The sequence below is a fragment of the Sphingomonas horti genome (genome assembly GCF_009753715.1).
In the GTDB taxonomy this organism is placed as follows: Bacteria; Pseudomonadota; Alphaproteobacteria; order Sphingomonadales; family Sphingomonadaceae; genus Sphingomonas_B; species Sphingomonas_B horti.
Map to the genome: position 1 here is coordinate 203,232 of NZ_WQMS01000013.1, position 15,287 is coordinate 218,518.

Here is a 15,287-nt window from a genome sequence, read left to right on the forward strand (position 1 = left end):
CCTAGCGCGGATGGCCGCCACGATCGCGCTGGTCGACGACGACCGCAACATCCTGACCTCGCTTTCGATCGCGCTGCAGTCCGAAGGCTTCGTCACGCGTCTCTATTCGGACGGGGAGGCGGCGCTGAAGGCGCTGCTCGACAATCCCCCCGACATCGCGGTGTGCGACATCAAGATGCCGCGGATGGACGGGTTGGAGCTGCTGCGGCGGCTGCGCGAGAAAAGCGCGCTGCCGGTGATCTTCCTGACCTCGAAGGACGACGAGCTGGACGAAGCGCTCGGCCTCGCGCTGGGTGCCGACGACTATATCTCGAAGCCCTTTTCGCAGCGGCTGCTGATCGCCCGCATCCGCGCGATCCTGCGCCGGGTCGAGCTCAGCAAGCCGCAGGCGGCAAACGACGCGACTGTCGGCGAGCCGTTGGTGCGTGGCCATCTGGAAATGGACCCGGCACGCCACCGCGTCACCTGGATGGGCAAGGACGTGACGCTGACCGTCACCGAATTCCTGATCCTCGAATCGCTCGCCCAGCGGCCCGGGGTGGTCAAGTCGCGCAACCAGCTGATGGACGCCGCCTATCATGACGACGTCTATGTCGACGACCGGACCATCGACAGCCACATCAAGCGGCTGCGGCGCAAATTCCGCCAGGTCGACCCGCAATTCGATGGCATCGAGACGCTGTATGGCGCCGGATACCGATTCGCCGAGGGTTGAACCGCCGATCCGCTGGTCGGGCCGCGTCTCGCTGACCACGCGCATCCTGGCGGTCAACGTGTTCGCGCTGGCGGTGCTGGCCGGCGGCTTCTTCTACCTGGAAACCTATCGCGCGCGGCTGATCGACTTCCGCATCGCCCGCGCGGTCCGGGAACTGAGCCTTGTCGACGAGGCGCTTGCGATTGCGCCGCCGGCCGAGGTGCCGGCGATGCTGTCGCGGATGGCGCGCAAGACCGGCACGCGGCTGCGGCTCTATGGGCCCGACGGCGCGCTGCGGGTCGACAGCTGGCGCATTTCCGGGGCGAACTACACGCTTCGCGACCCGGCGGAGGAAGCCTGGCAGCGCCACGCGGCCCGCTTCCTCGACCGCGCCATCGATTTCGTCGCCCGTGCTCGCACGCCGCACGATTATGTCGAGCCGGAGCCGGATCGCGCCGCCGCATGGCCGGAGCTGCGCGAGGCCCTGCGCGCCGGCAGGCCGGTCGGCGCCGAGAGCTTCGCGCCGGACCGCACCTTCATGATCACCGCCGCGGCGCCGGCCGGGAACGGCGCGCTGCTGATGACGACCAACGCGCGCGACGTCACCCGGATCGTCCGCGCCGAGCGGTTCCGGGTCGGACTGCTGCTGCTGGTCGTGGCGGCCCTGTCGGTCGCGCTTTCCTTCTTCCTCGCGCGGACGATCGTGCGGCCGCTCCGCCGGCTGGCGCGCGCGGCGGTGCGCGTCCGCCTGGGCCGCGACCGCGAAGTCACCGTTCCGCGCCTGCCCCGCCGACGCGACGAGATCGGCTCGCTCGCCCAGGCGCTGAGCGACATGACGCAGGCGCTCAGGCACCGGATCGACGCGACCGACGCCTTCGCCGCCGACGTGACGCACGAGCTGAAGAACCCGCTCGCCTCGCTCCGGTCGGCCGCCGACGCGCTGCAGCGTGTATCCGATCCCGAGCAGCGTGCGCAGCTGATGGCGATCATCCAGGACGATGTCCGCCGGCTCGACCGGCTGATCACCGATATCGCCGAGGCGTCCCGCCTCGACGCCGAACTGTCGCGCGCGCGGTTCGAAGGGATCGACCTGGGACGGGTGATCGAGACGATCGTGCGCGCGCGGGAAATGCGCGGTCCCAATCCGCGCGGCGTCCAGGTCGCCTTCGCGCGGCCGCGGGTGGACACGGCGGTCGTGCGCGGCGACGAATTCCGCCTGGCCCGCATCGTCGAGAACCTGCTCGACAATGCCATATCCTTCTCGCCGCCGGGCGGGCTGGTCCAGATCACCGCGACCCGCTCCGGCCCCGAAGTGATCGTCCGCGTAGAGGACGAGGGGCCGGGGGTTCCTGCCGAGCTCCGCGAATCGATCTTCCGCCGGTTCACCAGCGTGCGATCCGATGAGGATGCCAGCCATTCGGGCCTAGGTCTGGCCATCGCGCGCGCGATCGCCGACGGGCATGGCGGCACGCTGGAGGTGGAGACCCGGGACGAGCGGCCCGCCGGTGCCGCCTTCATCCTGCGGCTGCCCGCGGCCGGGGAGCGGTGAGCATGTTGTTCCACGCCAGCTGTGTCGCGGTCGGCGGCCGCGCGGTGCTGATCGCCGGGGACTCGGGCGCCGGCAAGTCGGACCTCGCCCTCCGGTTGATCGATCGCGGCGCGGCGCTGGTCAGCGACGACCAGGTGGTGCTGAGCGCCGAAGACGGACAGCTGATCGCGTCGGCACCGGCGACCATCGCCGGTCAAATCGAGGTGCGCGGCCTGGGAATCATGGCTATGCCGCATCGCACTGCCATGCCCGTGTCCCTGCTGATCCAACTCGGCGCCCCCGCCGAACGCATGCCCGAGCCGCGCGCCCGGACGCTTTGCGGAATCGCCGTGCCGGTGGTCGCGCTCGATCCCTTCGAGCCGTCCGCGCCGATCAAGGCCGAGCTGGCGCTGCGCCAATGGGGCCTGGAGCCGTGAGCGAGCGGCTCGATCCCGAGCGCATCCTGCTGGTGACCGGCATGTCGGGCGCGGGCAAGTCGACGGCGCTCAACACGCTCGAGGACCTGGGCTGGGAAGTCGTCGACAACCTGCCGCTGAAGCTGCTCGACCGGCTGCTCGACACGCCTCCGGTCGAAGGCGCCGACAAGCGGCCGCTTGCGATCGGGATCGACAGCCGCACGCGCGGGTTCGAGGCCGCCGGCGTCGCGCGCCGGATCGCGAAGCTCCGCCAGCGCGCGCATTATGACGTGGCGACGCTATTCCTCGACTGCTCGGGCGCGGAGCTGGAGCGCCGCTACGACGAGACGCGTCGACCGCATCCGCTTGCGCTCGATCGCCCCGCAAGCGACGGCATCATGCGGGAGCGCGAATTGCTCGCGCCCTTGCGGCAGGCGGCCGACTATCTGGTCGATACCACCCAACTCAGCCGTGCCGAGTTGCAGAACGACCTGCGGACCCGCTTCGGCGAGGAGACCGGGCCGGAGACGGTGCTGACCGTCACGTCGTTCGGCTTCGCGCGCGGACTGCCGCGCAATGCCGACCTGGTGTTCGACATGCGATTCCTGCGCAACCCGCACTGGGACCGCGAGCTGAAGCCGATGACCGGCCTCGATTCGGCGGTGGGCGACTATATTGCCGAGGACCCCGCCTATGAGGCGGCAGTGGCGCAGATCGAGGAGTTGCTGCTCACTCTCCTGCCCCGCTATGCCAGCGAGGGGAAGGCCTATGTGACTGTGGCGTTCGGCTGTACCGGAGGGAGACACCGCTCCGTCCATGTCGCCGAACGGGTCGCTCGCCGGTTGCGCGAGGCGGGATTTTCGCCCACGGTTACGCATCGCGACCTCGCCACCGCGCCACGCGACGCGGTCGAAGAGATCCGGGCTCATACCCGGGCTCGCTGAAGGATTTTGAGATTGCAATGATCGGACTTGTGCTGGTGACCCACGGACGGCTCGCCGCAGAATTCGTGGTCGCGATGGAGCATGTCGTCGGGCCCCAATCCGCCGTCGAGGCGATCTGCATCGGCCCTGACGACGACATGGAGATGCGTCGCGGCGACATCGCGACGGCGATCCGCAAGGTCGAGGCCGGCCGTGGCGTGATCGTGCTGACGGACCTGTTCGGAGGCACGCCCTCCAACCTCGCCATCTCGCTGATGCAACCCGGCAAGGTGGAAGTGATCGCGGGCATCAATCTGCCGATGCTGATCCGCCTGGAAGGCGCGCGCCGGACGATGAGCGTCAAGGATGCGGTCGCCGCCGCGCGCGAGGCCGGGCGCAAATACATCTCGGTCGCGTCGGAAGTGCTCGGCGAGGCCGCATGACCGAGGTCAGCCGGACCGTCTTCATCGCCAACAAACGGGGCCTCCACGCCCGCGCCAGCGCCAAATTCGTCACGCTCGCCAGCGGCCTGCCGGCCCGGGTGGAGGTCCGCAAGGACGGGGCGAGCGTGACCGGCACGTCGATCATGGGGCTGATGATGCTGGGTGCCGCGATGGGCGACCAGATCGAGATCAGCGCGAGCGGGGACGGCGCCGAGGACGCCGTCGCGCAGCTGGCCGGGCTGGTCGAGAATAAATTCGGCGAAGACTAGTGCGCCAGATCACCGGCTTCTCGAACGAAACGGTCAAGCGCGTCCGCAGCCTGCGCGATAAGAAGCACCGCAGGCGCGAAGGCCTGTTCCTGGCCGAAGGGCTGCGCATCCTGACCGAGGCGCGTGCGGCCGGAGCGCTTCCCGAAATCCTGTTCTTCGCGCCGGAAGGGGCTGGTCATCCGCTCGCGCGCGGCCTGATCGCGGAAACCGAAGCGGCCGGCGGCGACGTGATCGAGACCAATGCCGACATTCTCTCCAAGCTGTCGGGCAAGGAGAATCCGCAGACGCTGGTCGGCGTCTATCGCGACCGGCTGACGCCGCTGGCCGCGATCGACCGCACGCGCTCCGGAATATGGATCGTCGCCCAGGCGCTCCGCGATCCGGGCAATCTCGGCACGATCCTCAGGACCAGCGACGCGGTCGGCGGTGGCGGGCTGATCCTGGTCGACGACTGCGTCGATCCGTTCTCTGTCGAGGCGGTGCGCGCGAGCATGGGGGCACTGTTCACCCAGACGATCGCCGCCGCGCGCTGGGAGGAGTTCGTCGCCTGGCTCCGGCAGGGGCCCGCGCAGCTGGTCGGCACGAGCCTCAGGACCGACACCGACTATCAGGCAACGCGCTACCAGGCGCCGACCTTCATCCTGGTCGGCAACGAGGCGCAGGGGCTGCCGGCGCCCTATGAAAACCAATGCGACCTACTGGTGAAGATGCCGATGCGCGGCAAGGCGGACAGCCTGAATGCCGCGATCGCCACCGCGGTGATGGCCTATGAGGTCCTGAACCAGCGGCGGCCGCGCTAACGCAGCCCGCCCGCTTCCGCCACGGCGCGGTTCATTTCCTGGAGCTTGTGGCGGAGCGCCGCGGCGAAGCTCTGCTCGACCGCGTGGCGGACGTCATGGTGCGCGTCGAGGTAGAGGCGCAGCGACTGGGCGGGCGCGCACCACATCCGCGCCGCCGTGTCGAGCGTGACCGTCGCGCTGGCGGTCTCGCCCGAAAGCACAGTCACTTCGCCGATCAGGTCGCCGGTCCCGAGCCGCCCGACCTGCTTGCCGCCATTCGTCACCCTGGCGTCGCCGCTCGCCAGATAGAAAAGGTGCGTGACCGGCTCGCCTTCCCGGATCAGCGCCTCGCCGGCCTGGCCCGTCAGCCAGAAGCCTTGATCCAGGAAATGACGGGCACGGGCGCGCGGCAGCCCCTTCAGCAGCGTCGTCAGCATCGGCTCCTCGTCGGGACCGAAGCGCACCGCGGCATTGCTGCGCACGAACTGCAGCAGCAGCACCGCGTTCACGAGCAGCAGCAGCACGTTCCAGAACAGCGCAGCCGGCTGGAACGAGAACACGCCGCTGGCGAGAATGCCCATCACCGCCGCCGCCGATACGCCGATGCGCACGCGCGTCAGCCGCGCCGGCAGCATCGCCACGACCAGCAGCAGATATTGCAGGTGGCCGGTCGCCCAGGCCAGTTCCCATCCGCCGTCGACGTCCATAGCCCCTCCTGCGCCAGTCCGCCTTATGCGCCAAGGCCGATTCGACTGACAATATGCGGCGGGACCGTTTCGGAGCCGCTTGCCACCGGCGCCGCTTGCTCGCATACACGGCGGAAACAAAAATGGCGGGTCGCGACGCCATAAACCGGTCAATGGGGGAGCCAGCGCGAAGCATGAATGGGGGAATTGCCAGCCTGCGCTCCCGTGCAGCGGCCGGCCTGGCCTTCTGCCTGTGCCTTGGGCTGTCGCTCGTCGCCCTCGCGATCGCGTTCGGCACGCCCTCTTCCACGGCCAAGGCCGCGGCCGGCGACTCGGCGACGCATCTGGGCGTCGCCAGCTGCGCCGGATCGACCTGCCACGGGCGCCAGGAAGGCGACGGCAAGGTCGTTCGGCAGGACGAAATCAAGCTGTGGCAGGAAGAATCCTCCGCCGGCGGGACGCATTCGCGCTCGCTCCGGCTGATCTCCGGCCCGCGCGGCCAGGCGATCGCCGCGCGGCTCGGCATCGGCGATCCGGCCAATGCCGCGATGTGCCTCGGCTGCCACGTCGACCCGGCAGCCCGGCGCGGCCCGCTGTTCCAGAAAAGCGATGGCGTCGGCTGCGAGGCTTGCCATGGCGGCGCGCAGAACTGGATCCAGACGCACTACACGGTCGGCGCCAGCCATGCCCGCAATGTCGCGCAGGGCATGATCCCGCTGGAGAATGCGAAGGTTCGCGCCGGCGTCTGCCTCGACTGTCATTTCGGCAGCGCCGATGCCGGCCAATTCGTCAACCACCGGATCATGGCCGCCGGCCATCCGCGGATCGTGTTCGAGCTGGACCTGTTCTCGACCCTGCAGCAGCATCACAACGAAGACGCCGACTATGTCCGCCGCAAGGGCCGCACCGATGACGTGCGGCTATGGGCGACCGGGCAGGCAATGGCGCTGGAGCGGTCGCTGACGCTCTATTCGAACCCGGGGCGCGGCACCGAAGGCGTTTTCCCCGAATTCTATTTCTTCGATTGCCATACCTGCCACCGCCGCATCTCCGACGAGCCGTCGGCGCGCCCGACCAGCATCGCCAATCCCGGGCGACCGATCCCGCAAGGCATGCCGGCCTATAATGACGAGAACATGATCATGCTCTCCGCCGCCGCGCGCGTGGTGGCACCGGAGCTGGGCCGTCGCTTCGATGCCGACGCCAGGGCGTTCCACGCCGCGCTCGCCCAGGACCGGCCGAGCGCGGTCGCGGCCGCGGCGCGGCTGCGCGAGACGGCGGGCGCGCTGGCCGACGCCTTCGCGCGGCGCTCGTTCGGCAGGGCGGAGACGTTCGCGATCGTCGATTCGATCGCCAGCGACGCGATCAGCCCGCGCTTCACCGACTATGAAGGCAGCGTCCAGGCGGTGATGGCGATCGACACGCTGCTGAACGCCCTCATCAACGAGCGCGGGGTGAGCGGCGGCGCCGTCGCCGCGACCCGCGCCGAGATCAACCGCGCCTATGCCGCGGTCAAGGACCCCAACGACTACCGCCCGCTCGAATTCCGCCGCGCCCTGGGCGGCGCGGTACGGACCATCCGGACACTGCGTTGATGCGTAAAGGCGTTCTGTTCTCAAGCTGCGGCGTCGCCGCGCACCGCTCCACGGCCGCACTGGCCGCGGTCGCGCTGCTGCTCACCTCGTGCGGCGGCGGCGGCAAGTCGCCCTCGCCCGCCGCCACCCCGCCGCCGAGCCCGACGCCCAGCTCCGTCTATACGCCGCCCGCGCTGGAATCGCTGTCAGTGTCGGATGTCCAGCAGATCATCGCCCAGGCCGTCGCCGAGGCGAAGGCGCGCAATCGCCCGGCCGTCATCGCGGTCGTCGACCGGGTCGGCAACGTGCTTGCGATTTTCCGCATGAACGGATCGCCGCAGAACCTGAAGATCGCGGACGCGCCGAACGGGCAGGATATCGACCTGCAGGGACTTGTCGTCCCGGCCGAAGGCGGGGCGATCGCCAAGGCGATCACCGGCGCCTATCTGTCGTCCGGCGGCAACGCCTTTTCGACCCGCACCGCCAGCCAGATCGTGCAGCAGCATTTCCCGCCCGCGCCGAACGCGGTGGGTCTTGAGAGCGGGCCGCTGTTCGGCGTGCAGTTCAGCTCGCTTCCCTGTTCCGACCTCAACACGCGCTTCATCGCCACCGGCGGCCCCGCCGCCCTGATCGGGCCGAAGCGCTCGCCGCTCGGCCTCAGCGCCGATGCAGGCGGCTTCCCGCTCTACAAGAACGGGGTGCTGGTCGGCGGCGTCGGCGTGATGGCCGACGGCGTCTATGATTTCGATCCCGACATCACCGATATCGAGACCAACGACGAGGAATATATCGCCCTCGCCGGCACTTTCGGTTTCGAAGCGCCGGAAGCGATCCGGGCCAACCAGATCAGCGTCGACGGAACGCAGTTGCGCTACAGCGACGCGGTGCCGTCGGGCCTGCGGACCGCACCGGCCTCGGCGCCCGGCTATCCGACCATCGCCGGCATCGCCGGTTCGCTGGCGCCGGTGCGCGACTATGCGACGCTGCAGATCATCCCGGGCGCGCCCTACGGCACCGAAGCGTCGGGCATCCGCAAGGCGACCCCGGCCGAGTTCGACAATCCCGATGCCTTTATCCTGACCGATGGATCAGGGAATGACCGCTACCCGATCCGCGGCGGCACCGACGGCGGCGCGGTCGGCCAGCCGCTCACCGCGGCCGAAGTGCGGGCCGTGCTGGAAGAAGCGTTCAAGATCATGAGCCGCGCCCGCGGCCAGATCCGGCGGCCGCTCGACAGCCGGGCGCAAGTCACCATTTCGATGGTCGACACCTATGGCAACGTGCTGGGCATCGTGCGTGCGCCGGATGCGCCGGTGTTCGGCATCGACGTGTCGCTGCAAAAGGCGCGAACGGCGACCTTCTTCTCCAATCCGGTCGCGGCCCAGCAATTGATGGCCGCGACGCAGCCGGAAGTCGCCCAATTCGTGCAGCGCCTGCGCGATTTCCTGGGCGATCCGACGGCGCTGACCGGCGGTTTCGCTTTCTCCGACCGTGCCGGCGGCAACCTGTCCCGGCCCTACTTCCCCGACGGCGAAGTCGGCCGGCCGAACGGACCGCTGTCGCGCCCGATCGCGCAGTTCAATCCCTTCTCCACCGGGCTGCAATCGGCGCTGATCAAGCCGAATGTCGACGAGCACCTCGCCTATCTGACGCTGAACAGCAATGCGGACACCCCGCAGCGCTGCACCAAGCTGCCCGACGTCACGCCCCAACATAACCGGCTGTCGAACGGCATCCAGATCTTCCCCGGCTCCGTGTCGATCTATCGCGGCACGCAACTGGTCGGCGGCATCGGCATCTCCGGCGACGGCATCGACCAGGACGACATGATCAGCTTCCTGGGGCTGGCCAATGGCGGCAAGCGGGTCGGCACGATCGGCCATGCCGCGCCCGAGATGCGGGCGGACCGCATCGTCGTGAAGCTGCAAGACGGGCGCGAGGTGCGCCTGCGGTACGTCAACTGCCCGTTCGCCCCGTTCCTCGACACGCCAGCCCAGAATGTGTGCCAGGGGATATGACGGGCGCTTCGCTCCTTCCCATTGCCCTGATGCTGGCCGCCCAGGGGCAGCAGACGGACACGAGCGCGCCGCCTCCTCCGCCGGAGAAAATGCCCGATACGGCGGCCGAGGCACCGCCGCCGCCTGAAACGCTGGAAGAGCCCGATACCGGCCTGATCGAGGGCCGTCGCCGCCCCGGCGTCACGCAGCGGGTGCTGCCGGACAAAGTGACCGCCGACAATCCGGGCGCCGTCCGCGCGCCGCCGCCCGAGGCATTTCCCGCCAACCAGTTCCCGGTGCCGGACCGCTGGCGGCTGATCGAGACGCTGGGCCTGGTCAAGCAGGACGTGCTCGATCCCTATCATCAGAGCACCTACAAGGGCGATCGCCCGCTGTGTCTGCCGACGGCCGAGGAACAGGAGCGGCGCGAGCAGGCCGGGCTGCCCAAGTGCCGGACTCCCAAATTCCTTGGGCTGGACCATGAGGACTGGTTCTTCAGCATCAACGCGGCGTCGGACACCGTCGTGGAGCCGCGCAGCTTCCCGATTCCGGTCGGCGTGCAGACGACGCAGCGCCCCGACAGCAACAATGTCTTCGGCCGCCCCTACAGTCTTGTCCTGTCGCAGACCTTCATCGGCGGCTTTTCGCTGACCAAGGGCTACACCGCGTTCAAGCCGCCCGAGGTCGAGTACCGGGTCAGCCTGGCCTATAACATCAACTATGTGCGCGTGCCGGAGCGGCGGGTGCTGTCGGTCAAGCCGTCCAAGCCGCCGCATCGGCTCGATTCGTTCCTGGGCGTCCAGGAACTCTTCATCGACAAGCATCTGCGCAACACGTCCGACCGCTATGATTTCGACTCGCTGCGCATCGGCATCCAGCCGTTCCAGTCCGATTTCCGCGGCTTCCTGTTCAACGACCAGCAGCTCGGCATCCGCCTGTTCGGCAATCGCGACAACAACCGGTTCCAGTACAACCTGGCCGTGTTCTGGCGCTTGGAGAAGGACACCAATTCGGGGCTGAATTCAGTCGTGCAGCGGCCGCGCAACGACCTGATCTTTGTCGCGAACGCCTATCTTCAGGACATGCCGGTGCCGAGCTTCACCAGCCAGGCGACCGTCATCTACAACATGAACCGGGAGCAGGACCGGATCGAGGTCGACGACAACGGCTTCCCGGTCCGTCCCGCCCTGCTCGGCGACCTGCGCGGCCGCGAGTACGACGTCGTCTATGTCGGCTATAATGGCGACGGCCATTTCGGGCGGCTGAACCTGACCGTCTCCGCCTATGGCGCTTTCGGCCAGGACCGGAACAGCTTCTTCACATCGCGCAAGGCCGATATCCGCGCCTTCTTCTTCGCGGCCGAGCCCAGCATCGATTTCGACTGGATCCGCGTGCGCCTGTCCGGTCTCTACGCGAGCGGCGACCGGAAACCTTACAACAATGTCGAAGGCGGGTTCGACGCGATCTTCGAGAACCCGATCTTCGCCGGCGCCGACACCAGCTACTGGATCCGGCAGACGATCCCGTTCGCGGGCGGCGGCCGCGCGGTCGCGATCAACGGCCGCAACGGCGTGCTCGCCGACCTTCGCTCGTCGAAGGAGCAGGGCCAGTCCAACTTCAACAACCCCGGCACGGTGCTGCTGGGCGCCGGAGCGGATTTCGACATCACGCCGACGACGCGCCTGACGCTCAACGCCAACCACCTGTGGTTCGCGAACACGGCGACGCTGCAGGCGCTGCGCGTCGAGGGCAGCATCCCGAAGGCGATCGGCTATGATCTGTCCGCGGCTGCTACATGGCGGCCCAAGGCGAACCAGAATCTGGTGTTCCGCCTGTCCGGCGCGCTGCTGCAGCCAGGCGACGGATTCAAGGACCTGTTCGCCAGCTCGCCGCGCGACCACCGCTTCTATTCCGTCCTCCTGAACGCGATCCTGACCTACTGATGCGCGCGATCCACGCCCTCCTTGCAACTTTGGGCCTGCTGGCAGCGGCCGTGATCGGCCCGCAGCTGGGCGCCTCGTCGGCGGAAAAGCCGGTCGCGCGCAGCTACCCCGTCTTCGCACCCGCGCCGCGCGACCGCACGCCGGAAGACATGACGCGAATGAACGCCGGCTGCACCAACTGCCACACCGCGTCCGACGCGCCGACGATGCACGTGACGCCGGCGGTCGCGCTGTCCTGCGTCGACTGCCATGGCGGCACGCCGGTCGCCGATGCGGTGGATCCGAGCTGGGCGCCGACCGATCCCCGCTACGTCGCGATCCGCGACAAGGCCCATGTGCTGCCGCGCTATCCGGAGAGCTGGCACTGGCCGTCATCCGCCAATCCGGAGCACAGCTACACGCTGCTGAACCGGGAGAGCCCGGAATATATCCGCTTCGTGAACCCGTCCGACTATCGCGTCGCGCGGGAAGCGTGCGGCGCCTGCCACATGCAGATCATCGAGGCGGGCGAGCGCTCGATCATGGCGTCGGGCTCGATGTTCCTCGGCGGCGCCGCCTATAATAATGGCGTTCTGCCGTTCAAGAATTACATCCTGGGCGAGGCCTATACCCGCACCGGCGAACCGGCGAAGATCATGTCGCCTGGCAATCCGCCGGGCACCGTCACCGAGGCACAGAAGGCGCGCGGCGCCCTGCCCGTCCTCTACCCGCTGCCGACCTGGAACGTGATCCCGCCGGCCGACATCTTCCGCGTGTTTGAGCGCGGCGGCCGCGTGATCAGCTCCGGCTTTGCCGAGATCGGACTGCCGAACCCGTCCGGATCGATCCAGCGGCTGGACGAGCCTGGCCGCCCCGACCTGAAGCAGTCGAACCGCGGCCCGGGCACCGGCCTGCGCGTCGCCATCCCGGCGCTCAACGTCCACAAGACGCGCCTCAACGACCCGTTCATGTGGTTCATGGGCACCAACGATCAGCCGGGCGACTATCGCAATTCCGGCTGCGCGGGCTGCCACGTCGTTTATGCCAATGACCGCGAGCCGCGGCACAGCCTGACCTATGCGAAATACGGGCGCGACGGCCAGACCGCGACCGTCGATCCCACGATCGCGAACAAGCTCCAGCCGACGCATGCCGGCATCAAGGCCTATGGCGCGGCGGGGCCCGGGAAGGAGAAAGGCCACCCGATCCACCACAGCTTCACGCGCGCGATCCCGACCGCCCAGTGCATGAACTGCCATATGCACCAGCCGAACATCTTCCTGAACTCCTATCTCGGCTACACGATGTGGGATTACGAGGCGGACGCGCCGTTCATGTGGCCGGGGCCGGAGAACACGACGCCCAAGCCCGCCGGCATGTCGGACGCGGATTACCAGCGCATCTTCAAGCGCCAGCACTACCCGACCGCGGACACGGTGCGCGAGATCAACGAGCGCAATCCGGAAGCGGCCGCCGCGCGCGGGCTGTGGGGCGATCTCGAATTCCTGCGCAACGTCTATGACCTGAACCCGCTGCTCAAGGACACGCAGTTCGCCGACTATCACGGCCATGGCTGGAACTTCCGCGCGGTGCTGAAGCGCGACCGCGAAGGCAATCTGCTCGACAAAGACGGCAACAAGGTCTCGCCCGACGATCCCGAGAAATGGCGCAAGGCGGGCGAAGGCAAATTCGTCGAGCCCGGCACCAATCCCGGCAAGACCGTCCACATGATGGACATCCATGCCGAAAAGGGCATGCAGTGCGCCGACTGCCACTTCTCGCAGGATTCGCACGGCAACGGCCTGATCTATGGCGAAGTCGCGAACGCGATCGAGATCGGCTGCAAGGATTGCCACGGCACCGTTGACGGCTATCCGACGCTGCTCACCTCCGGCCCCGCCGCGCCCCCCGCCGGCAACAACCTTGCTCTGCTGCGCAACAGCGACGGCCAGCGCCGGTTCGAATGGACGACCGACGAGCATGGCGAGCGGGTGCTGATCCAGCGCTCCGTGATCGATCCGAAGCTCGAATGGCGCGTCAGCCTGGTCAAGGACACGGTCGACCGCTCGAGCCCGCATTTCAACGCCAAGGCGGCGCGGGCCAAGCTGATGTCGATCCGCGGCGCCGATACCGGCCAATTCGTGTTCGGCTCCGGCGTGCCAAAGGCCGAGCGCGCGCATGGCGACGACAAGATGGCATGCTTCACCTGCCACTTGTCCTGGACGACGTCGTGCGGCGGCTGCCACCTGCCGATCGAGGCCAATTGGAAGAGCAACAGCCACAAATATGAAGGCGAGGAGACGCGCAACTTCGCGACCTACAACCCGCAGGTCGCGCGCGACCAGATGTTCCAGCTGGGCATCCACATGACCACCAAGGGGCATGAGATCACGCCGGTCCGCTCGTCCTCGGCGCTGATCCTGTCCTCGACCAACCTGAACCGCGAACGCATCTATGTGCAGCAGCCGCCGATCTCTGCGATCGGCTTTTCGAGCCAGGCTTTCGCACCGCACTTCCCGCACACGGTCCGTACCACCGAAACAAAAACCTGCTCCGATTGCCACCTGTCGGCAAACGACGACAACAATGCGACCATGTCGCAGCTGCTGCTGCTCGGCACCAACTTCGTGAACTTCGTCGGCATGAACGCCTGGACCGGGCTCGACGGCGGCTTCGAGGCGGTGCGCGTGACCGAATGGGACGAGCCGCAGGCGGTGATCGGCTCCTATCTCCACCGCTACGCCTATCCCGACTTCTACAGGCTCCACGTCGAGCGGAACCGCCGCGAGCTGAAGGATTGGGTGCGCGGCGACCGGCTGGACAAGGGCCTTTCCGGCGAAACCCACGCGCCCGAGTTGTTCCGCAACGTCGTCAAGTCGACCGTCGACCGGGTCGGCTGCCTGCAGCTGCGCGGCGAGTATATGTATGTCGCCGAAGGCAAGGGCGGCTTCCGCGTCTATGACGTCGCGTCGATCGGCAACAAGGGCATCTCCCAGCCGATCATCAACGCACCCTTCTCCGGCCTGGGCCACGACACGCATGTGAGCAGCGCGGACGCGACCTGCGTGGCGCTGCCGACCAACCAGCCGATCAATCCGCTGAAGAACACGCCCGAGATGCGCAAGATCAACCAGGAACAGCCGTTCCACCCGATCTACAGCTACGCGGTGGTGACGGACGCGACGGAAGGGCTGATCCTGGTCAACGTCACGACGATGGCCGACGGCGAGTTCCGCAACAATTTCCTGAAGCGCGCCGTCACCTGGAATCCGAACGGCGTGCTGAACGGCGCGCGGCACGTCACGCTCGCCGGCCACATCGCCTATGTGACGACCGCGCGCGGCCTCGCCGTGATCGACCTGGACGATCCGCTGCACCCCAGGCTCGCCGCAGAAGTGCCGCTGCAGGACGCGCGCGCGTCCGCGATCCAGTTCCGCTACCTCTGGGTCAGCAACAGGGATGGCGTGAAGCTGTTCGACGTCACCGACATGCTGGCGCCGGTGCCGGTCCCCTCCGGCACGATCCCGCTTGCCGACGCGCGCAAGATGTATGTCGCGCGCACCTATCTCTACATCGCCGGCAAGGCGGACGGCCTGGTGATCGCGAACGTGACGCGGCCGGCGGCGCCGTCCATCTACCGCAAGGAGACGTTCGGCGGGCAGCTGAACGATGCCGAGGATGTGATCGTCGGCTCCACCAATGCCTCGCTCTTCGCCTATGTCGCCGACGGACGGAACGGGCTGAAGGTGGTCCAGCTGACGAGTCCGGCGAGCCAGCCGAATTTCTACGGCTTCAGTCCGGCGCCGATGCCGGAGCTGATCGCCTGGGCGAAAACGCCCTCCCCCGCCGTCGCCTTGTCCAAGGGGCTCGACCGCGACCGCGCCGTCGATGAGCAAGGGGGCCAGATCGCGATCTTCGGCCGCCTCGGCTCGCGCCCCTTCACCCGCAAGGAAATGGAGAAGCTGTTCCTCGGCCGGCGCGGGATCCCCTACAAGGTGATCGACGCGCCCGACATGCGGGACTGGATCGAATAGGTGCTGACGGCGCCGGACCGGC

General features: G+C 68.0%; 12 protein-coding genes. 11 read left to right on the forward strand and 1 reads right to left on the reverse strand.

The features are described 5' to 3' along the window. Window positions 1–10 precede the first annotated feature (10 nt). From GON01_RS10570 to GON01_RS10600, 7 genes are read left to right on the forward strand one after another with little or no spacing between them, the layout of a single operon-like run. The gene (locus GON01_RS10570) at window positions 11–715 is read left to right on the forward strand and encodes a response regulator transcription factor (protein WP_157027330.1); all 705 of its coding nucleotides are present in this window, start codon (window positions 11–13) and stop codon (window positions 713–715) included. Then, window positions 684–2,243, forward strand: a complete 1,560-nt coding sequence (locus tag GON01_RS10575) for a sensor histidine kinase (protein WP_157027331.1) — start codon at window positions 684–686, stop codon at window positions 2,241–2,243. Before GON01_RS10570 ends, GON01_RS10575 begins: the two co-directional genes overlap by 32 nt. A 2-nt stretch (window positions 2,244–2,245) precedes the next feature. Beyond that, on the forward strand, window positions 2,246–2,659 hold the full coding sequence (locus GON01_RS10580; RefSeq protein ID WP_157027332.1) for an HPr kinase/phosphorylase: 414 nt from the start codon (window positions 2,246–2,248) through the stop codon (window positions 2,657–2,659). Further along, window positions 2,641–3,582, forward strand: a complete 942-nt coding sequence (gene rapZ, locus GON01_RS10585; RefSeq protein WP_157027333.1) for an RNase adapter RapZ — start codon at window positions 2,641–2,643, stop codon at window positions 3,580–3,582. Before GON01_RS10580 ends, rapZ begins: the two co-directional genes overlap by 19 nt. 17 nt (window positions 3,583–3,599) lie before the next feature. Further along, window positions 3,600–4,004, forward strand: a complete 405-nt coding sequence (locus tag GON01_RS10590; RefSeq protein WP_157027334.1) for a PTS sugar transporter subunit IIA — start codon at window positions 3,600–3,602, stop codon at window positions 4,002–4,004. After that, window positions 4,001–4,273, forward strand: a complete 273-nt coding sequence (locus GON01_RS10595; RefSeq protein WP_157027335.1) for an HPr family phosphocarrier protein — start codon at window positions 4,001–4,003, stop codon at window positions 4,271–4,273. The genes GON01_RS10590 and GON01_RS10595 overlap by 4 nt, the downstream gene beginning before the upstream one ends. Next, window positions 4,273–5,073, forward strand: a complete 801-nt coding sequence (locus tag GON01_RS10600) for a TrmH family RNA methyltransferase (RefSeq protein WP_309503465.1) — start codon at window positions 4,273–4,275, stop codon at window positions 5,071–5,073. Before GON01_RS10595 ends, GON01_RS10600 begins: the two co-directional genes overlap by 1 nt. Here GON01_RS10600 and GON01_RS10605 read toward each other — a convergent pair. Then, entirely contained in the window at window positions 5,070–5,759 is a 690-nt protein-coding gene (locus GON01_RS10605; RefSeq protein WP_181600042.1) for a Crp/Fnr family transcriptional regulator, read from the reverse strand. The genes GON01_RS10600 and GON01_RS10605 overlap by 4 nt on opposite strands. A gap of 173 nt (window positions 5,760–5,932) precedes the next feature. Between GON01_RS10605 and GON01_RS10610 the strand changes: the two genes are divergently transcribed. The 4 genes from GON01_RS10610 (at window position 5,933) to GON01_RS10625 (ending at window position 15,265) form a co-directional block, all read left to right on the forward strand. Next, entirely contained in the window at window positions 5,933–7,333 is a 1,401-nt protein-coding gene (locus tag GON01_RS10610) for a multiheme c-type cytochrome (protein WP_157027337.1), read from the forward strand. Beyond that, the gene (locus GON01_RS10615; protein WP_157027338.1) at window positions 7,333–9,330 is read left to right on the forward strand and encodes a heme-binding protein; all 1,998 of its coding nucleotides are present in this window, start codon (window positions 7,333–7,335) and stop codon (window positions 9,328–9,330) included. Before GON01_RS10610 ends, GON01_RS10615 begins: the two co-directional genes overlap by 1 nt. Window positions 9,331–9,419: 89 nt before the next feature. Then, window positions 9,420–11,252, forward strand: a complete 1,833-nt coding sequence (locus GON01_RS10620; protein WP_408640922.1) for a hypothetical protein — start codon at window positions 9,420–9,422, stop codon at window positions 11,250–11,252. Beyond that, window positions 11,252–15,265 carry a hypothetical protein gene (locus GON01_RS10625; protein WP_157027340.1) on the forward strand — a complete coding sequence of 1,338 codons (4,014 nt, stop codon included), beginning with the start codon at window positions 11,252–11,254 and terminating at the stop codon, window positions 15,263–15,265. Before GON01_RS10620 ends, GON01_RS10625 begins: the two co-directional genes overlap by 1 nt. Window positions 15,266–15,287: the final 22 nt, after the last annotated feature.

What these genes read in the sequence shown, in the direction of transcription:
- GON01_RS10620 (WP_408640922.1), top strand. Translation starts at nt 9,420, where the DNA reads ATGCCCGATACGGCGGCCGAGGCACCGCCGCCGCCTGAAACGCTGGAA.
- GON01_RS10605 (WP_181600042.1), bottom strand. Translation starts at nt 5,759, where the DNA reads ATGGACGTCGACGGCGGATGGGAACTGGCCTGGGCGACCGGCCACCTG.
- GON01_RS10570 (WP_157027330.1), top strand. Translation starts at nt 11, where the DNA reads ATGGCCGCCACGATCGCGCTGGTCGACGACGACCGCAACATCCTGACC.
- rapZ (WP_157027333.1), top strand. Translation starts at nt 2,641, where the DNA reads ATGGGGCCTGGAGCCGTGAGCGAGCGGCTCGATCCCGAGCGCATCCTG.
- GON01_RS10590 (WP_157027334.1), top strand. Translation starts at nt 3,600, where the DNA reads ATGATCGGACTTGTGCTGGTGACCCACGGACGGCTCGCCGCAGAATTC.
- GON01_RS10610 (WP_157027337.1), top strand. Translation starts at nt 5,933, where the DNA reads ATGAATGGGGGAATTGCCAGCCTGCGCTCCCGTGCAGCGGCCGGCCTG.
- GON01_RS10575 (WP_157027331.1), top strand. Translation starts at nt 684, where the DNA reads ATGGCGCCGGATACCGATTCGCCGAGGGTTGAACCGCCGATCCGCTGG.
- GON01_RS10580 (WP_157027332.1), top strand. Translation starts at nt 2,246, where the DNA reads ATGTTGTTCCACGCCAGCTGTGTCGCGGTCGGCGGCCGCGCGGTGCTG.
- GON01_RS10625 (WP_157027340.1), top strand. Translation starts at nt 11,252, where the DNA reads ATGCGCGCGATCCACGCCCTCCTTGCAACTTTGGGCCTGCTGGCAGCG.
- GON01_RS10595 (WP_157027335.1), top strand. Translation starts at nt 4,001, where the DNA reads ATGACCGAGGTCAGCCGGACCGTCTTCATCGCCAACAAACGGGGCCTC.
- GON01_RS10615 (WP_157027338.1), top strand. Translation starts at nt 7,333, where the DNA reads ATGCGTAAAGGCGTTCTGTTCTCAAGCTGCGGCGTCGCCGCGCACCGC.